Origin of the sequence: Providencia hangzhouensis, assembly GCF_029193595.2 — a bacterium.
Classification (GTDB): Bacteria; Pseudomonadota; Gammaproteobacteria; order Enterobacterales; family Enterobacteriaceae; genus Providencia; species Providencia hangzhouensis.
The window spans coordinates 758,129-783,525 of sequence record NZ_CP135052.1 but is presented as its reverse complement, the minus strand read 5'-3'; the positions used below and the strand labels follow the sequence as shown (position 1 = coordinate 783,525).

Annotated in this window: 20 protein-coding genes; 5 read left to right on the top strand and 15 right to left on the bottom strand. The window is 40.9% G+C overall.

The window, feature by feature from the left end; translation table 11 throughout:
- Positions 1-85: 85 nt before the first annotated feature.
- Positions 86-991: a recombination-associated protein RdgC gene (gene rdgC / locus PZ638_RS03335; protein ID WP_094961941.1), complete on the top strand. Its 906-nt coding sequence runs from the start codon at positions 86-88 to the stop codon at positions 989-991.
- Positions 992-1,227: 236 nt separating this feature from the next.
- Positions 1,228-1,743, top strand: coding sequence for a GNAT family N-acetyltransferase (locus PZ638_RS03330; RefSeq protein ID WP_004905596.1), 516 nt, complete (start codon positions 1,228-1,230; stop codon positions 1,741-1,743).
- 432 nt (positions 1,744-2,175) lie between these two features.
- Here PZ638_RS03330 and yedF read toward each other — a convergent pair whose 3' ends face one another.
- The 4 genes from yedF to exbB form a co-directional block, all read right to left on the bottom strand.
- Positions 2,176-2,415, bottom strand: a complete 240-nt coding sequence (yedF, locus tag PZ638_RS03325) for a sulfurtransferase-like selenium metabolism protein YedF (RefSeq protein WP_004905598.1) — start codon at positions 2,413-2,415, stop codon at positions 2,176-2,178.
- Complete coding sequence (yedE, locus tag PZ638_RS03320) at positions 2,412-3,626, bottom strand: selenium metabolism membrane protein YedE/FdhT (RefSeq protein ID WP_004905600.1); 1,215 nt, start codon at positions 3,624-3,626, stop codon at positions 2,412-2,414. The genes yedF and yedE overlap by 4 nt, the downstream gene beginning before the upstream one ends.
- A 1,530-nt stretch (positions 3,627-5,156) precedes the next feature.
- On the bottom strand, positions 5,157-5,585 hold the full coding sequence (gene exbD, locus PZ638_RS03315) for a TonB system transport protein ExbD (protein ID WP_094961939.1): 429 nt from the start codon (positions 5,583-5,585) through the stop codon (positions 5,157-5,159).
- Between the two features lie 5 nt (positions 5,586-5,590).
- Positions 5,591-6,535 carry a tonB-system energizer ExbB gene (gene exbB / locus PZ638_RS03310; protein ID WP_004905606.1) on the bottom strand — a complete coding sequence of 315 codons (945 nt, stop codon included), beginning with the start codon at positions 6,533-6,535 and terminating at the stop codon, positions 5,591-5,593.
- Between the two features lie 412 nt (positions 6,536-6,947).
- On the opposite strand from exbB, the gene metC reads away from it, so the two are divergent.
- Both metC and PZ638_RS03300 read left to right on the top strand, forming a co-directional pair.
- Complete coding sequence (gene metC / locus PZ638_RS03305; protein ID WP_112307829.1) at positions 6,948-8,132, top strand: cystathionine beta-lyase; 1,185 nt, start codon at positions 6,948-6,950, stop codon at positions 8,130-8,132.
- 158 nt (positions 8,133-8,290) lie between these two features.
- Complete coding sequence (locus PZ638_RS03300; RefSeq protein ID WP_004905610.1) at positions 8,291-8,968, top strand: DedA family protein; 678 nt, start codon at positions 8,291-8,293, stop codon at positions 8,966-8,968.
- Positions 8,969-9,172: 204 nt separating this feature from the next.
- Here the strand turns inward: PZ638_RS03300 and PZ638_RS03295 are convergent, their stop codons facing one another.
- From PZ638_RS03295 to ribF, 9 genes are all read right to left on the bottom strand, one after another.
- Positions 9,173-10,198, bottom strand: coding sequence for a MerR family transcriptional regulator (locus tag PZ638_RS03295; RefSeq protein WP_004905612.1), 1,026 nt, complete (start codon positions 10,196-10,198; stop codon positions 9,173-9,175).
- 203 nt (positions 10,199-10,401) lie between these two features.
- Positions 10,402-13,623, bottom strand: a complete 3,222-nt coding sequence (carB, locus tag PZ638_RS03290; RefSeq protein ID WP_004905617.1) for a carbamoyl-phosphate synthase large subunit — start codon at positions 13,621-13,623, stop codon at positions 10,402-10,404.
- A 14-nt stretch (positions 13,624-13,637) separates the two neighbouring features.
- Positions 13,638-14,801 carry a glutamine-hydrolyzing carbamoyl-phosphate synthase small subunit gene (carA, locus tag PZ638_RS03285; protein ID WP_153673989.1) on the bottom strand — a complete coding sequence of 388 codons (1,164 nt, stop codon included), beginning with the start codon at positions 14,799-14,801 and terminating at the stop codon, positions 13,638-13,640.
- 446 nt (positions 14,802-15,247) lie between these two features.
- The gene (gene dapB, locus PZ638_RS03280; protein ID WP_004905622.1) at positions 15,248-16,069 is read right to left on the bottom strand and encodes a 4-hydroxy-tetrahydrodipicolinate reductase; all 822 of its coding nucleotides are present in this window, start codon (positions 16,067-16,069) and stop codon (positions 15,248-15,250) included.
- Between the two features lie 298 nt (positions 16,070-16,367).
- Entirely contained in the window at positions 16,368-17,321 is a 954-nt protein-coding gene (ispH, locus tag PZ638_RS03275) for a 4-hydroxy-3-methylbut-2-enyl diphosphate reductase (protein WP_004905626.1), read from the bottom strand.
- Positions 17,302-17,772, bottom strand: a complete 471-nt coding sequence (fkpB, locus tag PZ638_RS03270; protein WP_004905629.1) for an FKBP-type peptidyl-prolyl cis-trans isomerase — start codon at positions 17,770-17,772, stop codon at positions 17,302-17,304. The genes ispH and fkpB overlap by 20 nt, the downstream gene beginning before the upstream one ends.
- Positions 17,773-17,854: 82 nt before the next feature.
- On the bottom strand, positions 17,855-18,358 hold the full coding sequence (gene lspA / locus PZ638_RS03265; RefSeq protein WP_004905631.1) for a signal peptidase II: 504 nt from the start codon (positions 18,356-18,358) through the stop codon (positions 17,855-17,857).
- Positions 18,358-21,168 carry an isoleucine--tRNA ligase gene (ileS, locus tag PZ638_RS03260; protein WP_094961934.1) on the bottom strand — a complete coding sequence of 937 codons (2,811 nt, stop codon included), beginning with the start codon at positions 21,166-21,168 and terminating at the stop codon, positions 18,358-18,360. Before ileS ends, lspA begins: the two co-directional genes overlap by 1 nt.
- 28 nt (positions 21,169-21,196) lie before the next feature.
- Entirely contained in the window at positions 21,197-22,135 is a 939-nt protein-coding gene (gene ribF, locus PZ638_RS03255; protein ID WP_094961933.1) for a bifunctional riboflavin kinase/FAD synthetase, read from the bottom strand.
- A 588-nt stretch (positions 22,136-22,723) separates the two neighbouring features.
- Between ribF and rpsT the strand changes: the two genes are divergently transcribed.
- Positions 22,724-22,984, top strand: a complete 261-nt coding sequence (rpsT, locus tag PZ638_RS03250) for a 30S ribosomal protein S20 (RefSeq protein WP_004914688.1) — start codon at positions 22,724-22,726, stop codon at positions 22,982-22,984.
- A 55-nt stretch (positions 22,985-23,039) separates the two neighbouring features.
- On the opposite strand, the gene nhaR is transcribed toward rpsT, so the two are convergent.
- Together nhaR and nhaA are read right to left on the bottom strand one after the other, a co-directional pair.
- Positions 23,040-23,960, bottom strand: a complete 921-nt coding sequence (gene nhaR, locus PZ638_RS03245) for a transcriptional activator NhaR (RefSeq protein WP_004914690.1) — start codon at positions 23,958-23,960, stop codon at positions 23,040-23,042.
- Positions 23,961-24,149: 189 nt separating this feature from the next.
- Positions 24,150-25,325, bottom strand: a complete 1,176-nt coding sequence (nhaA, locus tag PZ638_RS03240) for a Na+/H+ antiporter NhaA (RefSeq protein WP_004905642.1) — start codon at positions 25,323-25,325, stop codon at positions 24,150-24,152.
- Positions 25,326-25,397: the final 72 nt, after the last annotated feature.

Sequence of the window (25,397 nt, the reverse complement as noted above, 5' to 3'; positions counted from 1 at the left end):
GCATTTTTTTTCGCTTAATAACAGACAATTCGCTATCATAGCCCCCTGCTCTAACTGGCTATTTATCAACAAAGGTAGGTTTTTCATGTGGTTCAAGAATATATTGGTCTATCGCCTGAATCGGGATTTGGCACTCTCCGCAGATGATTTAGAGAAACAGCTTGCCGCCCTCGCCTATCACCCTTGTGGTAGCCAAGATATGATGCAAACTGGCTGGGTTTCCCCTATGAATGGTGGTGATACATTGACACATGCAGCGGGTAATCAAATTCTTATCTGTGCTAAAAAAGAAGAAAAAATGCTGCCATCTCCTGTAATTAAGCAAGAATTGCAGGATAAAATCGAAAAATTGGAAGCTGACCAAGGCCGTAAGCTGAAGAAAACAGAAAAAGATTCACTAAAAGATGAAGTTGTTCACTCACTCCTTCCTCGTGCATTCAGTAAATTCAGTAAAACCTACATTTGGATTGATACAGTAAATCAATTAATTATTGTTGATGCCGCAAGTGCAAAACGCGCTGAAGACAATTTAGCCTTACTCCGCAAAAGCTTAGGTTCCTTACCTGTCGTCCCTCTGACTTTTAAAGACCCAATAGAGCTAACACTCACTGAATGGATCCGTTCGGGCTCATTACCACAAGGTTTTGCCGTCATGGATGAAGCGGAGCTAAAAGCTATCTTAGAAGAAGGTGGTATTATCCGCTGTAAGAAGCAAGAACTCATTTCTGATGAAATTGCCACCCACATTGAAGCCGGTAAACTCGTTACCAAACTGGCCTTGGATTGGGAAGAGCGTATCCAGTTCATGTTATCTGATGATGGTTCCCTGAAGCGCCTCAAATTTAGCGATACATTAAAAGACCAAAATGACGACATCGCTAAAGAAGACTACGCGCAAAAATTTGATGCTGATTACGTATTAATGACAGGTGAACTTAGTGCATTAATCGCTCGCTTGATTGATGTATTAGGTGGCGAAGCCGAGCACTAATTTGTTTCTATCCCCTCTATCGCCCTCACAATGGCAACTCACACTTAAGTAAGTTGCCATCACTTTTTAGATCCCGCTTACATAGCCACAATTAAGTCATTGACTGGTAGTGAAATCTCTGGTTGATTGATTTATATCCATATCGCAAATTTCTAATATTTAATTATGTTCAACAACAATAATAAAAATAGCCCATCACTGATGATTATGGTCAATATTCTGTCGAAGGAAATGTTATGAAAGAGCTCATCGAACCTGAATTAGATGAAAATTCACTGGTTACCCTACAAAAAGTCACCGCCGATAATTTTTCTGAAATTTGCTTACTAAGTCATACGCTTAGTGAAGCACAACGTAATATGGTGGCTGACAATGCCTATTCCATGGTGGAAGCCCAGTTTTCTGATTGCGCATGGTATCGAGGCATTTACGCCGATGATGTCCCTGTCGGTTTCATCATGCTGCATTCTGGGTTAGATGATGATGAATTAGAATATAACGGTATTATGCTTTGGCGTTTTATGATTGCTGAACCCTACCAAAAGCTGGGATTCGGCCGTGAAGCCCTAGTTCAAGTCATCCATTATTTAAAAAGAAAAGGATATCCACGCCTTTATAATAGCTGTGGTGAAGGGGAAGAAAGCCCATTTGAGTTCTACAAAAAACTTGGTTTTGTACCAACAGGCGCTTATATGGATGATGAATGCGAGCTGGTCCTAGATATTACTAATTGGCAAGAACAAGAAGAGTAAGCCTATAAGTGCAGTCAACAACGCTACAGCACGAAGTATGACCAATACCAATACGCTAAATAGTTTGTGCTGTCGCAAGGCGGCAAATGCGTTAGAACCTAGGAGCATACACAAGTATGTGACTAGGGCTAACGCATGAAGCCAACACCGCGACAGTGCGAAGTATGACCAATACCAATACGCTAAATAGTTTGTGCTGTCGCAAGGCGGCAAATGCGTTAGAACCTAGGAGCATACACAAGTATGTGACTAGGGCTAACGCATGAAGCCAACACCGCGACAGTGCGAAGTATGACCAATACCAATACGCTAAATAGTTTGTGCTGTCGCAAGGCGGCAAATGCGTTAGAACCTAGGAGCATACACAAGTATGTGACTAGGGCTAACGCATGAAGCCAACACCGCGACAGTGCAAAATATGACGCGTATTCGTTATTTTTGGATAAGATAACGAATAGTCGGCCCATCTTGCTGAATATCCAACACCGTATAACCGTAGTTTTTCGCATCTAGAGGAATATTATTAATCGACTGCGGGCAATCACTTACCACTTCTAATATTTCGCCTTTTTTCAACGATGGCATTGCTTCTAGTGTTGCTACTGCTGGATATGGGCAAGGTTCTCCGACCATATCTAAACGATAATCAGGGATAATGTCTTTATTACTCATATTACCTCCACGGATACATTAGATGCTTTTTGAGAACGTTTACGGAAAAAATGTTTTTCCCAGACCAACATCAACACAAATGCTACCGCTAATAATCCATAAGTGACTAGCAATCCACCTTCTGGTCCAAAGGTTTCAAGTAAATTAACTTTGTCAAAATCAGTCGCCAACCAAGGACCTAAATCATCCCAGTAATAAGCCAGCACCGTAGCACCAATGATATTACCAAAACCAACCCACCAATAATGGACTTGGCCCTCGACCGCACGGTACATCCAGCCCGTTTCACAACCACCAGCGAGCACAATACCGAAGCCAAACAGTAATCCACCAATCACTGCATTCGGCCCAGCCCATAAAATTTTTGGCGTTGCGCCTAACTGTACATAGCTGAAGATACCAATTGCACTGACTGCCATACCAATAATGATAGCTTTGGCCATATGTGTGCGTCCGGTGATCCACAGATCACGGAATGCGGAGGTAAAACAAATTTGCGCTCTTTCAATCAGTAACCCGAAGCCAATACCACATAAGATAGCAAAACCCATCACAGGGGAGTCTAATAAAGTATAAAAACCCCAAGCTAGTGCTAATGTGAAAATCACCATTCCTAGTTTAAAGCGTCTTTTCGCCACATTATGATTTTGTGTTAACGGCGATGCGGTGCTGACTTTTTTCAGTTTCACAGGGATGCGAAACATTGGCATTAGTGTAAATTTCGCACCAAAATATGACCCTGCCGCAGTAGCAACAGCAAAGTACCACGCGTGTAATGAGAATTGAGGGATCCCAGTAAAGAATGCGGCTAAATTACACCCCATTGCCAAACGAGCACCAAATCCAGCGATAATACCGCCCAAAATAGCTTGAAAAATACGGATACGGTGCTGAGGCATTCGTAATTTGATATTATTTGCCCATAACGCAGCGGCAAAACACCCAGCAAACATACCAATAATCATCACACCATCAATGCGATCCAATGGTGTACCTTCAAAACCAATAACTTTGAAATAGCCCCATGTCTCTGGTTCAGCGCCAAATAATTGCATGATGTGCCCGCCCCAACGCGTAAACTCACCCGTAACTGCCCAAAACGTGCCAGTCAAGCCAAAATAATAGGTTGATAAGATACCTGCGGCAATAACTGCAGGTAATGGTTTCCAAAAACCGATGAGATAGCGAGATTTAAAATCAGACCAAGTCATTGTTACTTCCAATTCATTCACGCCAGACCTTGGCAGAGAAACTCGCCGTTGTATAATTATCGTTATAAGTATTTATATCGATCCCCACAGCGAAGTGGCAACATCATACTCCGATAAATTTTTTCGTGAAGTTATTTCATCATAAAACGAGAGGCAAATTGATCTCGAGCACAGCCAGATTTAAAGAGATAGTTAGGAATAAAAAAAAAGCGCTATCTCAATGATAACGCTGGAAGTGTAGTCTTATTTTATCTATAGAAGAGTATAATATGAAATTGCCGTATTACGGCGACGCTTGCTATGCGTAGTCTGTAGTCAGCCCATTTGACTCCAGTAATAACACTTATATCACGGTCTAAATACATTTACTTAGCTGAGCTAACTGTTAAGTAACTATATCTATTTTTAATGTTAAGACCTAAATATTCACTAACTTTGTATGATTCCCAAATTAGTGTTGGCCTTATTAATTCCCTAGCATAAGTAAATTATAAAAATAGATAACTCAGTATAATAAAGTATTTAAAAGTGTTTCTAAATGTTATTGATTGCATTATAGCGCAACACTTTTGTTGCGCAAGTGTTTTTTTATTTTCATGACAAGATACAGGATAAAACACAAAATCAATTTAAATCAAAAAGATACAGCAAGAACATAAGAATGAGGCAAAATATTTAACCTATAGTTAAGATATTACAAACAATTTACATTTTTTATAAAAAAGAATTCATTTCAAATTTAAAAATAAATTTAATATTAATTAAATATATAAATTAGCTTTAAAAATATATTCCCTGGAATAATAAAACTTTTTGAACATTAATAAAATTAACATATTTTTCATTATAATTTATTAGTAGTATTTACGTAATTAAGATTTATCAACCTAAAAATTAAAAATAAAAACAACCAGACCTATGATAAACAATCATTTTTTGACCAATCTCTCTTTTATTAAATAACCACCCTATTAATAAGGGAATATACAAAAATAGATTAAAAATAATACTTATATAAATCCTTATTGGTAACATGGTTTATTTTTAATAAAGTTTTACATCATTATTGCATTGTCATTGATAAAATAACCAGAATTAATAGGTCATTTAACTCGTATTTATAAATTAAAAAACCAAGAAAATGAATCAATATGACTAATGAGTAGGTAGAAAAAAAGGTAATATCAATAGAAATTACTATCATAAGAAAGGAGAAACATATAACAATTCATTATAAAAACTAATGAAAATCTTTATTACTTATCGGGAATACAAGCGAAAACATCCAAAATAGAGTAAAAAAATGGGCACAATGGTCAAGCTACCTTATCAAATTGCGAATAAAAAATGTCAAATAAGAATAAAATTCTTTAAAAAAAAATTAATTAGATAAATAAATGCGCTTGGATTTTCACAAATAGTACCTAAGGGAGGTTAGTAAGACACGAACTTATCTTAGTGGTATGGTTAGATCATAAAAAAACGCGTTTTACCCTTAATGATAAAACGCGTTTATATGGCTTAATCAGCTTATTTTGAGGATGATGTCGCTTCCATTCCCACTAAACCAATCTTCAAGTACCCTGATTGACGCAATGCATTCATTACATCCATCATAGTTTCATAATCAACACTCTTGTCCGCTTGGAAAAAGATTGTTGTTTCCTTATTGGAACTCGTTGCTTGGTCAAGTGTAGAAGCAAGCTGTTCCTTTGTCACAGCTTGGTCACCAATAAAAAGCTGGCTATCCGATTTAACCGTTAGAAATACAGGTTTTTCAGGACGCGGCTGCGGCTTCGCTGTCGAGGCGGGTAAGTCGACTTTAATATCAACTGTTGCCAATGGTGCCGCAACCATAAAGATAATCAATAAAACCAACATAACATCAATAAAAGGTGTTACGTTAATTTCATGCATTTCACCGCTATCGTCTTGTTCGTCACCTAAACGCATTGCCATAATAATTACCTTGCTTTGCTATTTGCCAGATCAAGATCACGCCCCAGTAACAATGCGGACTGAGCAGCGACATCCCCTACTTGACCACGATAGTTGTTGATCATACGGGCAAAAATATTATAAATCACAACCGCAGGGATAGCGGCAATAAGACCAATTGCTGTCGCTAATAATGCTTCTGCAATACCAGGGGCAACAACAGCGAGGTTAGTCGTTTGCGAGTGGGCAATCCCGATAAAACTGTTCATGATCCCCCAGACCGTCCCAAATAGACCGACGAATGGAGAAATCGCACCAATAGTCGCCAAATAGCCATTACCGCGCCCCATATAACGGCTAATCGCAGCAACAGCTCTTTCTAAACGGAATGATGTGCGCTCTTTTGTGCCTGATAAATCAGAGCTATTGGCTGATAAAGCCCGCTCAGTAACAGCTTCATTTAATAACATACGCGTAATGCTATTTGCTTTGAAGCCTTCTGCGATACTGACCGCCTCATCAAGTGACTTCACCTCAGCAATCGCTTTTGCTTCTGCTTTTAAGCGGCGACGAGCGACTAATATTTCCAAACCTTTTGAGAAAAATAGAGCCCATGTAATGACAGAAGCAATCACCAAACCAATCATAACGGTTTTAACCACGTTATCTGCATTTTGGTACATTCCCCAAACAGATAAGTCTTGATCAAAACCCCCTGTTGGTGCTTCTGTTGCAATTTCAATGTTTTCATTAACAACTGTTGTGTTCACGGCTTCGCCTTGCGCAGGCTCAGCAGGTACTGATGCAACTTCAGCACTTGGTGTCGTTGTTGTTGGTGCGGCTGAATTTACTGCCGGTTGTGTTGATGGTGTGTTTTGAGACGCAGCTGGTGTTGTTGCAGGTGTGGTTTCAGCGACTGCCGTACCCATCAAGCCGAACGCCAATAGAATAGAAGCTGTTAGTTTACGCATCAGTTGGCCTTTACTCTCTTTTTAGTGTTGTATAATAAAATTCATATCGATGATTGTGCCATTCATCGACTAACCTTTAAAAGCGAAATTTGACTCGCGCTGTCCGTCTCTTTTCAAAAAGACGGTGCTGATGATATCAAACACAGCGCGAATTGATAGTAATTATCATTAGTATTCGCGATTTTTTTATATTTTTTTGCGTTTAGACAAACATGACCTTCTCTACTATGCGGTTATTTTCCTTAATAATTCGCGGTTCAATTAAATGTTCATTCCCAATCTTACAAATAAAATTTACCTACTGTTTGAAAGTTGAAGAATACTCAAGTTACATTTCTATCAGGATCATTTAACGTCTTAGTATAAATCACCTCTAAGTTTAACCAGTTCACACTCTGTGTAGGGAAAAATCATGGCAGAAATAAAACCTGAAACACAATTAGTCCATATTGGTCGGAACCCTAAGTACACACAAAAAGGGGTAAATCCCGTAATTCAGAGAGCATCTTCTATCATTTTTGATACGCTCGAAGAGAAACGTCATGCAACTCGCCATCGTGCAAATAGCGTATTATTTTATGGGCGTCGTGGTACGCAAACTCATTTCGCTTTTCAAGAGGCCATGACAGAATTAGAATCAGGTGCTGGATGCGTCCTTTACCCATCAGGCGCAGCAGCTATCACAAATGCCATTTTGTCGTTTATTTCTGCTGACGAACATATCCTTGTTACAGGCTCAGCTTATGACCCAACTCAAAATTTTTGCGACAATATTCTCACTAAGTTAAATATCCAAACCACGTATTTTGATCCACTCATCGGAACGGGTATCGCTGATTTAATTCAGCCTAATACGCGTATTGTATTCTTAGAGTCCCCCGGTTCTATCACCATGGAAGTTCATGATTTACCGACAATCGTAAAGACAATACGTGCGAAATCCCCTGAAATTGTGATTATGATTGATAACACTTGGGCTGCTGGTGTTTTACTTAAACCTTTATTATTTGATGTTGACGTATCAATCCAATCAGCAACTAAATATATCAATGGCCATTCCGACGGTATGCTCGGCCTTGCTGTGGCAAACCAACGCTGTATTGAAACATTGCGCGAAAATTCATATCTCTTAGGCCAAACGGCTGATCCAGACACCGTTTATATGGCTAATCGAGGACTACATACATTGCCGACTCGCTTAAAGCAGCATCAAATTAATAGCTTACAAGTCGCTAACTGGTTACAACAACGCCCTGAAGTTGAACAGGTATTTCACCCTGCACTAGAGAATTCACCTGGCCATGAATTCTTTATCCGTGATTTTACAGGTGCTAATGGCCTTTTCTCTTTCCAACTAAAATCACGCTTAACCACTGAGCAATTTACCGCTTTTCTTGATAATTTTAATCATTTTAAAATGGGTTATTCATGGGGTGGTTTTGAGTCGCTAATTTTGGGATACCAAAAAGAAGATTTACTCAATATGCGGCAGTATGATTTTTCACCAAAAGAAGGAACCTTCTTCCGAGTGCATATAGGCCTAGAGCACACCGATGATTTAATTCACGACTTACAATTAGCTTTCGAAAGAATTTAAATTAAAAATCAATATATTAATTGCAGGAGCTGCGTTAAATGTTTCCTGCAATTTTTTCACTAAATGATTAATTCTTCAAACAAATCAAACTTGAACCCTTTTTTTCCTGTAATATAGATAATAAAGAAATTCGCTTTTACGCAGATACAGGAATGATTATGGAAGTCCTACGCGAAATCGTACTGGCACTTTGGCACCACGATTTCCTTAAACTCTCCAACCCTGAAGTGCTTTGGGTTATTTATACCGTACTTTTTGTTGTCATTGTTTTAGAAAATGGCGTCCTTCCCGCCGCTTTCTTACCCGGTGATACCTTGTTGATCCTTTCTGGTGCATTAATTGCCAAAGGGGTTTTGCACTTTATACCCACGATATTATTGCTAACAACCGCAGCCAGTTTAGGTTGCTGGCTGGGCTTTCTGCAAGGCCGATGGTTAAGTGAAACTAAGGTTGTGAAGCGCTGGTTAGCACAAATCCCTGAGGAATATCACACCAAAGCAAACAATATGTTTAATAAGCAAGGTTTATACGCGCTACTTATAGGGCGCTTTCTTGCATTTGTCAGAACGATATTACCTTTGCTTGCTGGGTTATCTGAATTAAGCCACCGCCGTTTCCAGTTTTTTAACTGGTTAAGTGGTTTGTTATGGGTTGGTTTGATTGTCACCTTAGGGTATGCCCTAAACCAAATTCCTTTTGTGAAAGAACACGAGCAAATTGTGATTAGTGCTCTGATGATTATCCCAGTTATCCTACTGATTAGTGGCCTAATTGGCTCAATTGTAATGTACTGGAAACACCGCAAAGCACTCTCGAGTAGCAAAGAGAAATCATAATATGACTGAACAATGGCCGCTAGTCAGCAGCCATTCAGACTGCTGACAAACATATTATGTTTGGCGGCAAGTCGAATAGGTTTTGAAAATAAACTAGAAAAATCAATTTATTGATTTTCGGCTGATAACACAAAGCGGGAAAAACCAAGCTTTTATCCCGCTTTGTCAACAACCTCAATGGCCGCTAGTCAGCGGCCATTGAGGTTATTCAGTCATCAAACTACTAATAGCAGAAAATAAGTACTGACCAATTTCTGCAGTCATCCATGTCCCTTGAGAAATTTTGGGATCTTCACGATAAATAGCCCGAATTCTCTCTTGTAGCTCAGGATCTCCCCCCGTAAACTGGTTGAACATCGTTAACCATGTTTGTGCTAATTGTTGTACTTCAGGTGAATCTGGGGATTTTTGGGCTTTTAATGCATTATATAAACCCGCAATTAACTCAGGCCACACCTGCCCTGAAGCAAAATAATGTTGCTGAACAAAAGCAAATTGCTCCGCGGTTAAATGGGGTTTAAACAGTGATAATTGGTATTCACTAAAACCCTCTGCAACAAATTGGATCATTGCGACAGAAATGCCTGATGAATAAGCTAACGTGTTATCCGATAAATGAATTTGATTCAGTCGTGCAAAGAAATCAGGGTTTCCTCCGGTATCTCTTTCTAACGCTGTCATCCATTCATGTGCAATTTGTTGCACCTCTGTAGATTGAGGTGTTGCACCTTGTTCCATCAGCTTGCTTACCGTTGCTACTCGCTGTTGCCACTCTTGGTTTTTCAGCGTATGCGCCGTATATAATGGCAATTGTTCCAATTCTTGAGGGGTAAAATATTTATCAAACATCGACATCATCTCCAATACAGAAAACCAATCAGCCTGAGTTAAAGTATTCCCCGTTTGCATTTGCCTGTGTAATTGCTCTAATCGATTACGTAATGTCGCCATTTGCTCCATTTGTTCCGTTAATAGTGCAATTCGCTCTTGCAGCAAACTCGTCATATCTCCACTCTGGCCATCCAGTAATTCACCGATGTTTTTCAGTTTGACTCCAACTTGCCGTAACAATTGAATTTGCGTTAAACGCTCTATGCATTGCATGTTGTAAAGCCGATAACCTGCATCGGTTCTTGCAGTTGGTACCAATAAGCCAATTTCTTCATAATGATGAAGTGTACGGATGGTTAATCCTGTTTTTTCCGCGATCTCACCAACTTGAAATAGCATATGTTCCTCCTGTAATTGCGACTAAGGTTAGTGCCTCACGTTACGTGAGAGTCAATCACCACTTTGCACTTTTTATTAAAATTCCATCTTATCCATTATATCAGCAGACAATTTCCCTCTCGTCAGGAGATGGCTTTATAGAATAGCAATAAAAAAGCCCCAGTAGATTGAATACTGAGGCTTATATAGATAACGTTAAATTATTACTTAATTAATGCATGCATTTCTTGTACAGAGATTACCGTATCGGTTGGGTCTGCACTGAGCGACATCGTAGTGGCAAACCCACCATTCAACGTCGTGTCATAGTGGACTTTATAACGCAATGCACTGCGACGAATTAATTTTGAGTCTTCAATGGCTTGACGCCCTGCGGTGGTATTCACAATGTAATCATATTCACCATTCTTAATTCTATCTTGAATGTGTGGACGACCTTCATGAACTTTATTGACGAGGCGTGGGTTAATACCAGCCTCTCCTAACACAATCGCAGTGCCGTGAGTAGCATCCAGCTCAAAGCCGTGTTTTAACAGCTTAGCAGCTAAATCAACCACGCGAGTTTTATCTCCCTCACGAACAGATAACAGTGCACGGCCTGATTTTTTCATCGTCGAGCTACTGCCTAACATCGCTTTAGCAAAAGCTTCAGCAAATGTCCGGCCGACGCCCATTACTTCGCCTGTTGAACGCATTTCAGGCCCAAGAATTGGGTCAACACCAGGGAATTTATTGAATGGCAATACCACCTCTTTCACAGAGTAATATGGTGGAATAACCTCTTCCGTCACCCCTTGCTGTGCCAAGGTTTGCCCTACCATCACACGCGCTGCAACTTTCGCTAATGGCACACCCGTTGCTTTAGAAACAAAAGGCACAGTCCTTGCCGCACGTGGATTGACTTCAATTAAGTAAACTTCATTATTTTTGACTGCAAACTGCACGTTCATCAAGCCACGCACACGTAACTCAAAGGCAAGGTTACGAACTTGTTCACGCATTACATCTTGGATTTCTTGGCTAAGCGTATAAGCAGGTAGAGAACATGCGGAGTCACCAGAGTGCACACCAGCTTGCTCAATGTGTTCCATGATACCGCCGATCAGTACCATCTCACCGTCACAAATCGCATCTACGTCAACTTCAACCGCATCGTCTAGGAAACGGTCAAGTAGCACTGGCGCATCGTTAGAGACACTTACCGCGGTTTGGAAATAGCGACGTAAATCGATTTCATCATATACAATTTCCATTGCTCGGCCACCTAGTACATAGGATGGACGAACAACCAGCGGGTAGCCAATAACAGCTGCTTTTTCAACGGCTTGCTCAATCGCTGTGACAGTTGCGTTCTGTGGTTGCTTCAAGTTCAAGCGATTAACGGCCTGCTGGAAACGTTCACGATCTTCTGCGCGGTCGATGGCATCTGGGCTCGTACCAATAACAGGAACACCGGCAGCTTCCAACGCTCTCGCTAATTTCAATGGTGTTTGACCACCATATTGCACAATCACGCCTTTTGGCTGCTCGATACGCACAATTTCAAGTACGTCTTCCAGTGTCACTGGCTCAAAATAGAGGCGATCTGATGTATCATAGTCAGTTGAAACGGTTTCAGGATTACAGTTGACCATAATGGTTTCATAGCCGTCTTCGCGTAACGCTAAAGATGCATGCACGCAGCAATAGTCAAATTCAATCCCTTGCCCAATCCGGTTTGGCCCACCGCCTAATACCATCACCTTCGGTTTAGCATTATTTGGGTTTGACTCGCACTCATCTTCATAAGTGGAATACATATAAGCCGTATCTGTTGCAAATTCTGCCGCACAGGTATCAACACGTTTATATACAGGATGTAAATCATAGCCTTGACGTAATTTACGCAGTTCTGCTTCAGAAACCCCGACTAGACTAGCTAAACGGGCATCTGCAAAACCTTTCCGTTTGAGTACACGTAAGAAGTCTTTGGTCAGGCCATTGATACCTAATTCAGCCACTTCTTCTTCTAAACGTACCAGTTCTTCGATTTGCACTAAGAACCAGCGGTCAATATTGGTTAAATTGAAAACACCATCAACAGAAAGCCCCGCACGGAATGCATCCGCAATAAACCAAATACGCTCTCCACCAGCATCTTTTAATTCACGACGGATACGAGTCAGAGCTTCAGGGTCCTCTTGGGCTACTTTCGGGTCAAAGCCTGTTGCGCCCACTTCTAACCCACGTAACGCTTTTTGCATTGATTCTTGGAATGTGCGACCGATAGCCATCACTTCGCCAACCGATTTCATTTGCGTTGTGAGTCGGTCATTCGTGCCCGCAAATTTTTCAAAGTTAAAGCGCGGAATTTTTGTCACAACGTAGTCAATGGAAGGTTCAAATGATGCAGGGGTACGGCCACCAGTGATATCATTCATTAACTCATCAAGGGTATAGCCCACGGCTAATTTTGCCGCAATCTTTGCAATTGGGAAGCCTGTTGCTTTAGAGGCAAGCGCTGATGAACGCGAAACCCGCGGGTTCATTTCAATAACAATTAAGCGCCCATCTTTAGGGTTTACCGCAAATTGAACGTTAGAGCCACCTGTTTCAACGCCGATTTCACGCAATACTGCCATCGATGCGTCACGCATGATTTGGTATTCTTTATCAGTCAGTGTTTGAGCTGGTGCTACGGTGATAGAGTCACCTGTATGGATCCCCATGGCATCGAAGTTTTCAATGGAACAAACGATAATACAGTTGTCTTTTTTATCGCGGACAACTTCCATTTCGTATTCTTTCCAACCAATCAGCGATTCATCTATCAATAATTCGTTAGTCGGGGATAAATCTAAACCGCGAGTACAAATTTCTTCAAACTCTTCACGGTTATAGGCGATACCGCCACCGGTGCCTCCCATCGTAAATGATGGGCGAATAATACAGGGAAAGCCTACCGCATCGGCAACAGCAAATGCTTCTTCCATATTATGTGCGATACCTGAGCGTGCAGTGCCCAAGCCGATTTTTTTCATTGCTTTATCAAAACGTTGGCGATCTTCTGCTTTATCTATTGCATCAGCAGTCGCCCCAATCATGGTGACACCGAACTCGGCTAAAACGCCTTTACGCTCTAATTCAAGCGCACAGTTCAATGCGGTTTGCCCCCCCATGGTCGGTAATACTGCATCTGGGCGCTCTTTTTCAATAATTTTACGCACAACTTCCCAGTGAATCGGCTCGATGTAAGTTGCATCCGCCATTTCTGGGTCTGTCATAATAGTCGCAGGGTTCGAGTTAACTAAGATTACGCGGTAACCTTCTTCACGCAGTGCTTTACACGCTTGGGCACCTGAATAGTCAAATTCACATGCTTGGCCAATCACAATTGGGCCGGCACCTAAAATCAGAATGCTTTTTATATCTGTACGTTTTGCCATTTTTTTGCTCCCGATTATTGTGCGTTTTGACGAGGTGTGTTTTGACGGTATTCATTAATTAATTCAATGAAATGGTCGAATAAATTTGCCGCATCATGTGGCCCTGAGCTTGCTTCTGGGTGGCCTTGAAAACTAAATGCTGGTTTATCCGTACGGTGAATACCTTGCAATGTTCCATCAAACAGTGACTTGTGAGTCACGCGCAGTGTGTCGGGAAGTGTCGATTCATCAACCGCAAAACCATGGTTTTGCGCCGTAATCATCACCACATCTTTGTCTAAATCTTTAACTGGATGGTTAGCACCATGATGACCAAACTTCATTTTCATGGTATTAGCACCGCTGGCCAAAGCGAGTAATTGGTGCCCTAAACAAATACCAAATACTGGGATTTCTGTGGTTAAGAATGTTTCAATTGCCTTGATTGCATAATCACAAGGAGCCGGGTCACCAGGGCCATTCGATAAGAAAATACCATCGGGGTTCATCGCCAATACAGTTTCTGCTGGTGTAGTTGCTGGCACCACAGTTAAACGGCAACCACGGTCAACTAACATACGTAAGATATTACGCTTTGCACCGAAGTCATAAGCAACAACATGTAGAGGGAGTTCTTCCGCAGTTTTCGCGCCTTGCTGGCCATTTTCCAGCGTCCATGAACCTTGGGACCAGTTATAAATCTCTTTAGTGCAGACTTCTTTTGCCAAGTCCAACCCATTCAAACCTGAAAAACTACGCGCTTTTTCCAGTGCGAGTGCAACATCAGGGTTATCACCCGCAATGATACAACCGTTTTGAGCGCCTTTTTCTCTCAGTAAACGTGTTAATTTACGTGTATCGATATCCGCAATCGCCACGACGTTATGGCGTTTTAGATATTCGGATAACCCTTCTTGCCCGCGGAAATTACTGTAAACCAATGGTAAGTCACGAATGATTAAGCCTTGTGCATGAACATTTGGGGATTCTTCGTCATCAGCATTAGTGCCGACATTACCAATATGGGGATAAGTGAGAGTAACAATTTGGCGGGAATAGGAAGGGTCTGTAATTATTTCTTGATATCCGGTCATCGACGTGTTGAAAACGACTTCTCCAACTGCAGCGCCTTCTGCACCGATAGCACGCCCGTGGAATTGGGTTCCGTCTTCCAGAACCAATATAGCTGACTTAATCAAAACACCCTCCGGAGAATAATAAATCACGTTTTTTGCATATTAATTCAGATTTTACGATCTAAATCAATGCCAAAATGAGTTTTTAAGCAAATTTTTGGCAAATTGCGCGCATTCTAATGATGAGATAGGGTCTTGTCTAGAAAAAAATGCATTTTTTTCACTTTTATCTTACTTTTTTACTTAACTACCTCACTTTTAGTTGGATGAGTAGTATAAATAGCAGTAAATATGAATAAGTAAACGGTTGCAAAGCAAGATAACTAGTTTATTGATAATAACCCAGCTAAAAGAAGGAAGAAAGGATAATTAACGAGCAAAACTGAAGATAAAAACCATTAAAACATAAATTAATATCGATTTGAATAAAAATAATTCAAATCGATATCATAATAACAAAAATCAATTTTAAGATTATAATTTAAAAGAAAAATAAAAAATAAAAAAAACTACAAACCATCTAGATTAAGCACATCTTTCATATCATATAACCCATTATTTTTAGCACAAACCCACCCTGAGGCTTTTATTGCGCCATTTGCAAAGGTCATACGGCTAGAGGCTTTATGGCTAATTTCAACTCGCTCCCCAATATCTGCAAACATTGCAGTATGTTCACCCACAATATCCCCAGCACGGATAGTTGCAAAGCCAATAGTTCCAGGTTCTCGTTCCCCTGTGTAACCTTCACGGGTATATACCGCACACTCTTTTAAGTCTTTCCCAAGTGCACTAGCAATAGACTCTCCCATAGCCAAAGCCGTACCTGATGGCGCATCCACTTTATGGCGGTGATGTGCTTCAACAATTTCAATATCAGTGTAATTTCCCATCACTTTTGCTGCTTTTTCCAGTAATTTCAGCACCACATTGACACCAACACTGAAATTTGCCGCAAAGACAATAGGAATAGATTTCGCAGCTTCGGCAATGGCTTGCTTACCTTGCTCATCAAACCCTGTCGTTCCAATTACCATGGCTTTTTGGTTAGCTTTACAAAATGCAAGATAGTGTAAAGTCCCTTCTGGGCGAGTGAAATCAATGACAACATCAAAATCATTAACAACCTGATTAAGTGAATCAACAATGGCAATACCTAGCTTACCGATACCTGCGAGTTCCCCTGCATCAGTCCCGATAAGTGATGAGCCCTCGCGCTCAATCGCGGCACCTAATTGAATTCCATCTTGTTGTTGCGCGGCTTGAATTAGCTGGCGCCCCATACGCCCACCGGCACCAACTATTGCGACTCGTACCATTGAATTTGCCATGGCTTATCCTTTTTTTAATTAATGCAAATCGATAAATTTGAACTGTTGTTTAGGATAAAAAAACTATTTTTACCCATAGTTAAGAAATGATTGTGATACAGATTAACTATCCTGCCCCCATTCTGCTAGCAAAAATGCATCGTTATTAACAAAAGCGTAGAGAACACGAGGATTATCAGTAAAAGTGTTAATGGAGAGAAACGATGAAAGGGACTATATGAGCGATGAGCGGATAAGTTACAACAGCCGCTAAGGAATAAATCATAAAGCGGCTGTTCCTATAATTGAAATCAAATGATTAATTAATCTCTTTAACCTCAACCCTTAATTCTTTAGGGACCTCAAAGACGATATTTTCTTCACGCCCTTGCAATTCAACAACAGAATCAGCCCCTAATTCTTTAAGTCTATCAATAACTTGCCTAACTAGAATATCTGGAGCAGATGCCCCTGCTGTTAAGCCGATAATATTTTTATCCGCTAACCATTCCGTTTTAATATCTTCCGCACCATCAATTAAATAGGCAGGTTTTTGCATACGCGAAGCTAACTCCGCAAGACGATTTGAGTTTGATGAGTTTTTAGAACCGACGACTAAAACAACGTCAGCGCGTTCTGCAAGCTCTCTCGCTGCTTCTTGGCGGTTAGTCGTTGCATAACAAATATCGTCTTTACGGGGCCCAACGATACTTGGAAAGCGAGATGTCAGCGCATCAATGACATCAGAAGTATCATCAACAGAAAGCGTTGTTTGTGTCATGAAAGAGAGATTATTTTCATCTTTCACTTTCAGTTTCCAAACATCTTCTGGGCTTTCAACAAGATACATCCCACCTTCAGGGTTGCTATATTGCCCCATCGTACCTTCGACCTCTGGATGCCCAGCGTGGCCAATTAAAATAGCCTCTTTGCCTTTACGGCTAGCGCGTGCAACTTCCATATGAACTTTCGTAACCAAAGGACAAGTCGCATCAAATAACATGGTGAGATCGCGAGAGCGAGCTTCTTGACGAATAGCTTGGGAAACGCCATGCGCAGAAAAAATCAAAATAGACCCATCTGGTACTTCTGAGATTTCCTCAATAAAGATAGCACCACGTTGACGTAAATCATCAACAACATAACGGTTATGAACCACTTCGTGACGAACGTAAATCGGAGCACCATATATTTCTAACGCCCTTTCTACGATGCTAATTGCGCGGTCTACGCCTGCACAAAACCCACGAGGGTTAGCCATTAATATTTGCATTGTGATTCTCCAATTGCGGGTCTACTTCAAGCACTTCGATATCAAAACTAATCTGCTGCTCTGCGAGAGGGTGATTAAAATCAATAGTAATCGACTCACCTTCAATTGATTTTACTACACCTGGCATTTCACTGCCATTCATCGCCGTAAATAGCATTATCGTACCAATTTCAGGAATGCCTGTTTCTATAAAATCACGCAATGAAAAATATTGAACTAAGTCAGGGTTATGTTTCCCAAAAACAGTATCTCCGGGCAGCGAAAAACTTTTCTTTTCACCTTCATTAAGGCCAATCAATTGGGCTTCAAGTTCTGGCGATAAGGAGTCATTCCCTAAAACAAATAACGCAGGCTTTCCTTGTGCGTGCGAGGAGTCAGCCGTAGAGCCATCTTCCAATTTCAATGTGAAATGCAGTAAAACAGAGCTCTGTGCCTGTATTTGAGTAGACATAAACCAAACCTATTTATCATAAAATTCAGCCCAGAAAATCTGGGCTGTGAGTTATTACATTCTAACCTAGTACGCTGCCATCTTATTTGGCTTTTTCTTGCTTTGATTTATCAGGTAAAAAACCCTCAAAAATGACAAGTGCCGCACCAATACATATCGCCATATCCGCTAGGTTAAATGTCGGCCAATGCCAATTACCAACGTAAAAATCAAGGTAATCGATAACGAAGCCATGGACTAAACGGTCACTTAAATTACCGATAGCACCGCCAATAATCAATGCATAAGCAATATTTGATAGGCGTTTTTGTGCACTTTGGCGATACATCATAACCATCAAAATTACAGATATCCCAATTGCAATACCTGCAAAGAACCAACGTTGCCAACCACCTTCATCAGCCAAGAAACTAAATGCCGCTCCGAAATTTTGTGCGTACATTATGTTGAAAAATGGCATTATCGGGTGTGGCTCGTACAGATTTAGATCACTAAGCACTAATTGCTTAATGCCTAAATCCGCAACGATGATCACAATGGTCAACCATAACCAACGCAAACCGGTAGAACAAACTGGCGTCTTCATTAAGCAAACTTACGCGTTTCGCCGTTACCGGCTACGTTAGTGACACAGCGACCACAAATTTCTGGTTGCTCGCTCGAAGAACCGATATCACTTGCATAATGCCAGCAACGAGGGCATTTTTCACCCGCCGCTTTACTGAAAGCAATTTTTAGGCCTTTCAATTCGCTTTCTTGCGCATCTGCTGGAGCCGTTGCAATATCAGCGACATGGGCTTGTGATGTCAGTAAAACAAAGCGTAATTCATCACCAAGGCTTTGTAGTTTTTCAGCTAGAGCTTTATCCGCATACAAAGTCACAGCGGCTTCTAATGAGCCCCCGATAAGCTTATCAGTACGCGCTTGTTCTAACACCTTATTCACTTCACCACGAACCGCTAACAACTCAGCCCAGAAGCTGTTGTTCATTTCATTTGATTCATCTAAACCAAATAAGCCGTCATACCACTCTTCGGTAAGAACAAATTGAGCGCGTTTTCCTGGTAACTCATTCCAAATTTCATCAGAAGTAAACGACAGAACCGGAGCCATCCAACGCACTAATGCTTCAACAATGTGGAATAACGCAGTTTGGCAGCTACGGCGCGCTAAGCTATCACTTTTCGCGGTGTATTGACGGTCTTTGATGATATCCAGATAAAATGACCCCATTTCAATGGAGCAGAAATGCATTAATCTTTGGATAACAGATAAGAAATCGTACTCATCATAAGCTTTGGCTATCTCTTGCTGAGCTTCTAAAGCACGGCTCACCGCCCAGCGGTCTAAAACCACCATATCTTCTGGTTTCACCATGTCGGTTTCAGGATTAAAACCATTTAAGTTAGCCAGTAAGAAACGTGCAGTATTACGAATACGGCGGTATGAGTCAGCTGCGCGTTTTAAAATTTCATCTGAAACCGCGATTTCGCCAGTGTAATCCGTTGATGCAACCCATAAACGTAAGATATCTGCACCCAGTTTATTCATGACATCTTGAGGGCTTACTGTATTGCCTAAAGATTTAGACATTTTGCGGCCTTGGCCATCAACAGTGAAGCCATGTGTCAATACTTGGCGATAAGGTGCTTTACCTTTCATTGCGGTTGATAACATCAATGATGACATAAACCAGCCGCGGTGTTGATCTGACCCTTCAAGGTACATATCCGCTGAATTACCATGGAATTCAGGACGTGCGTCCACAACCGCAAAGTGCGTTGAACCTGAGTCAAACCATACGTCTAAGGTATCAGGTACTTTACGATATGTTTCGGCTTCATCACCCAACAGCTCTGCTGGGTCAAGATCCCACCATGCTTGGATGCCATCCACTTCAACACGCTTAGCCACTTCTTCCATTAATTCTAATGTACGAGGGTGTAACTCTTCAGTGTCTTTATGAACAAACAACGACATTGGGGTACCCCAAGTACGTTGACGAGAAATACACCAGTCTGGGCGGTTTTCGACCATTGATTCAATACGTGCGCGCCCCCAACCCGGGATCCATTGAACAATATCAATTTCTTTCAGCGATTGTTCACGTAAACCGTTTTTATCCATACCGATAAACCACTGTGGCGTAGCACGGAAGATAACTGGAGTCTTATGGCGCCAGCAGCATGGATAGCTGTGTTGAATCGCTTGTTTGTATAGTAATGCGCCTTTTTCGCTCAATAATTCAACGATAAGGTCATTAGCTTTAAAAATAAACACGCCATCTAATGTTGGGTAAGTATTTGGTAAGAAGCAACCATCTGGCCCTACAGGGTTCGCTGTTTCTAAGCCATATTTCTGACCAACCACATAGTCTTCAGGACCGTGGCCTGGTGCAGTATGAACAGCACCAGTACCCGCGTCTAATGTCACATGGTCACCCAAAATTGCAGGCACATCAAAGCCCATAAATGGATGATTGAAACGTAAAAGTTCAAGTGCAGAACCCTCACACTCCCCTAGCACTGCCCACGCTTCAACCCCTATCGTTTTCATTACCTCTTCGACGAGGTCAGCAGCTAAAATGAGTAACTCACCATTTGCTTCGATTAAATCATATTTAAACTCAGGGTTTAAAGAAATCGCACGGTTAGCTGGCAAAGTCCAAGGCGTTGTTGTCCAGATGACTAACGAAGGTGTTTTTTCGCTAACAATGCCAAATTTTTCGCACACAGCTTTGCCATCTACGGCTGGGAAGCGAACATAGATAGATGGCGAGGTTTTATCATAATATTCAACTTCAGCTTCCGCTAATGAAGAACCGCAAGCAGTACACCAGTGAACAGGTTTTGCCCCCTTCACTAAATGGCCATTTGCAATGGTTTTAGCCAATGCTCGGATAATATGAGCTTCGGTTTTAAAATCCATTGTTAGATAAGGTTTATCCCACTCACCTAAAACACCAAGACGCATGAAATCAGCTTTTTGGCCTTCAATTTGCTCTTTAGCGTATTGACGGCATTGTGCACGAAATTCAGCAGCGGAAACTTTTTCCCCTGGCTTACCGACGATTTGTTCAACTTTATGTTCAATCGGTAATCCATGGCAGTCCCAACCTGGGATGTATGGGGAATCATAGCCCGCCAACCCTTTGGACTTAATAATAATATCTTTGAGAATTTTGTTAACTGAGTGACCAATATGAATACTGCCGTTAGCATACGGAGGACCATCGTGCAGAATAAAGGTTTTCTTGCCCGATTTTGCTTTACGGATTGCCTGATACAAACCTTCTTTGTACCAGCGCTCTAACATCTGTGGTTCGCGTTTAGCGAGATCGCCACGCATTGGGAACCCTGTTTCCGGTAGATTCAGGGTATTTTTATAGTCACTCATCGATTCTCAGTTCCAATTTTCCGCTAAATTATCTGATTCCTATTGCAGTAAGATACTCTCTCGCTGCAATTACATCATTAGCAATTTGCTCCTTAAGCGCTTCCAACGAAGCAAACCGCTGCTCATCACGTAATTTCTTACGTAACACTACATCGATATGACGCCCATATAAATCCATATTTGCATCAATCAGATGAACTTCTAACTGTGTTCCTTTTCCAGATACAGTCGGACGTGTGCCAATATTTGCCACACCCGGTAAAGGCTTATCACCTAAACCGTAAACTTCTACAGCATATACACCAGTTACTGGTGTGACTAAACGTTTTAACGGTAGGTTTGCCGTTGGAAAACCTATTGTCCTACCAAGTTGGTTACCATGAACCACACGCCCGCTAATACGATAAGAGTGCCCTAACAGGCTTTCTGCTAATTCAAGATTATTTTCTTGAATGGCTTTTCGTATCGCTGTACTGCTGATACGGAGCCCTGAATCACAAAAGCTTTCTGTATCTGCAACTTCAAAACCAAATTTACTACCTGCTTGTTGTAAAAAAGCAAAGTCTCCCATGCGATTTTTCCCAAAGCGGAAATCATCACCTATAGCGAGGTACTTTACACCAAGCTTACTGACAAGTAAGTCAGAAACAAACTCAGCAGGTGTTAATGACGCAAAGTGCTGGTTAAATTCAACACATAAGAGGTAATCAATACCACTATCTGCAAGGTATTTAACTTTGTCTCGCAAACGCGTCAAACGCGCTGGCGCTTTGTCACCAATAAAAAATTCAAGGGGCTGTGGCTCAAATATCATCACGACAGTTGGCAACCCTAACTGCGCACCCTTAAGTTTCAAATTTTGAAGTAAAACCTGATGCCCACGATGAACACCATCAAAATTACCGATAGTCAGCACGCAACCATGGTGGCACGCCCGGATATTCTGTATACCGCGAATTAGCTCCATAACAGGCTCAATACCGAGGAAATTGCAGGATTATACCTTGTACGACGCATAAGGTTAACCTTAGTTCGCAAAAGGTTTCATTAAACCCTATTTTTTTGATCTCTACACGATTTTTTCCGCACTATTTTTATGCAATTAGTGGGTTATTACGCTCCCAAGCAGAGCTATTGGATTCGAATATCAAAAACTTTGGGGTAACCAATGGATTATCAATACAACAAATTTGTTCCAAGGTCTCTAAAAATATTATATTTTTATGTTTTACACTTCAATGGTTATAACCAAACGATTAAAAAGAACAAAAAACAACCACAGCATGTTTAATTTTCATACTACCCACTGATTGACAGACTAAAAAATATTTTTACCCTTAGTTCTTTTTAAATTTCTGCCATCAATTATGCATTTTTTCACGCTAAGATCTGTATTCTTCTTATATTTGCTGATAGAATCTTGCACCATTCACAACGCATGAGCATCGAAGTACACGATGTTTATTTGCACAAATCCATTGACAAATGAAGGGCGAAAGGGCATATTCCTCGACCTTTGAATTGTCCTCAATAGAATACATTTGGGAGTTGGACCTTGGCTAATATCAAATCAGCTAAGAAACGTGCCGTTCAGTCAGAGAAACGTCGCCAGCATAACGCTAGCCGTCGCTCTATGGTACGTACTTTTATCAAGAAAGTTTACCTTGCTATCGCTGCAGGCGATAAAGAAGCTGCTCAGAAAGCATTCAATGACATGCAACCTATTGTTGATCGCCATGCTACTAAAGGCCTGATCCACAAAAATAAAGCAGCACGTCATAAAGCTAACTTAGTTGCTCAAATCAAAGCAATGTAATTTTGCTTCTTGATTAGCTTAAAAAAACCGGCTTATGCCGGTTTTTTATTTGTTACTATTTTTTATCTAAGCTATCAAGAGGAACTGAAAATAAATCTGAGAAATCTTTATTACACACTCGCTGCACGGCTGGGTGCTGGATCATTCTTTCTGCAAAAATAACGTAGTACTCTTCTTTTACGCTCTCTAAACGGCCTAACTCTACAATATCTTCGCCACCTAAAAGGTCAGGTGTATACTGCGATGGAGCAACAAAAATCGCGTTATAATGCATGCCAAATGCTTTCATAAGCGCTGCGTCATCAAACTCACCTAACACTTCTACTTGCAGGTTTTTATTTCGTATCCAAGCTAAGATATGCCTACCTAACAAATATCGCCGCCCTGGAATCAATAAGCGACGTTCCTCTAAACATTCAGGAAATGGCTTTTTAGGGATCGGCTGGCGACAAAAGAAACTCATATTGCACTCGCCCAACTTCACCGAGAACAAGCCTTCTTGTTGTGATGAGTCCACAGGGCAGTCAGACAAAATCATATCTAATTTATGTTGGCTAAGCTGTTCTAATAGTAATTCATGCGTTGATTCAAAACAACGTAAATGAATTTGTTCATGCTCAACAACCGTAGTCTCTAATATTTTACTAACTAGCTGTTTTGAGAGCGTGTCTGCGACCCCAACATCAAACAATAAATTAGATTCACGGCTGTAATTGACGATATCTAGCATTTCTTGGCTAAGCATGAACATTTTATCTGCATAGCGAAAAATTAATTGCCCAAGCTCAGATGGCACCAAACCTCGCCCCTGCCTTTTGAATAACTTTCCACCTAATCGCTCTTCCAATGCTTTTATTTGCCCTGTAATTGTCTGAGGAGTCAGGTAAAGCGCTTCTGCTGCTCCGACGACAGAGCCTTCTTTACATACATGCCAGAAGTAGTAAAGATGGTTAAAATTAAGATGTGAAACCCGCATATCGATTCCTTCGGTACCGTCACTAGCTATGTAACCGCTATTGACCATACACATTTACCCGCAGCTCATACTTTTCAGAGCCTTTAAAATAAATACCGTAGTGTATTAAAAAACACACTACGGTATATCATAGATTATTAGTTCGGAAATTCTTACTAATAATTTGCAAAATTACACAATAAACTTGTACTAGGTTAGTTCTTTTTGTTTCGGTAACACTACTCTTAACATAAAGTAACCTAAAAATGCAGCTAACGTAGAACCAATCAAGATTCCTAGACGTGAATAGGTACTATACACCTCATCCAACCCATCAAATGCGAGGCCGGTTATAAAAATAGACATAGTAAAACCGATCCCACACAGTACAGAAACGGCAAAAACTTGTTTTAAGTTAATCGACTCTGGCAATTTTGCAAACCCAAGTTTTACCGAAATCCAACTAAACAGAAAAATCCCAATTGGCTTACCCAAAATTAGCCCCGCAGCGACTCCTAATGGCAGTGGGCTCAACAAACCTTCAAAAGTCACACCTTGAAGTTGCACACCCGAATTAGCAAACGCAAAAATAGGTAGAATTAAGTAAACAACCCATGGATGTAAAACGTGTTCCAATTCTTCTGAAGGTTTGGTCTGGTTAGTACCATGTAAAGGGATCAAGAAGCCAACAATGACCCCTGCTAATGTGGCATGCACTCCAGATTTCAAAATACACACCCATAATATTAACCCAATAACTAAGTAAGCCGCTGTATTCTCTACTCTACGCCAATTCATCATACAGAGAATGGCAATGCACAGTGCTGACAACCCCAATGCAACCAAGGAAACAGAACTTGTATAGAAAAAGGCAATAATCACGATAACACCAAGGTCATCAATAATAGCTAATGCTAATAAGAACACCTTAAGTTCTGTTGGTACTCGCTTACCTAATAAGGCCATCACACCTAGCGCGAAAGCAATGTCTGTAGCGGCAGGTATTGCCCAACCTTGCTGGGTAACTGCATCTCCACCATTAAATAATAAGTAAATTAATGCTGGGGCAATCATCCCTCCTAAAGCTGCGATTGCTGGAAATATCGCTTTATCACGTCCTGCAAGGGATCCTTCTAATAATTCGCGCTTTACTTCAAGGCCGACCACCAAAAAGAAAATCGCCATTAGGAAGTCATTAATCCATAATATCAGCGGCTTATCTAAACCAAACTCTGATATTTTAATGGATACAGGAATATCTAAAAATTGCTGATAAGCCCCTTGTAATGGTGAGTTAGCCATTATTAAAGCGACTATGGCAGCAATAATCAGAAGTAAGCCCCCTGCTGCTTCTAACCTTAAAAATTTACGAATAATTGCTGTCATATAGTTAACCCCAATGTTTTTTTGAATGTTAATACTATGCTAATTATTAATTCGTAAAAAATCGTTTATTTA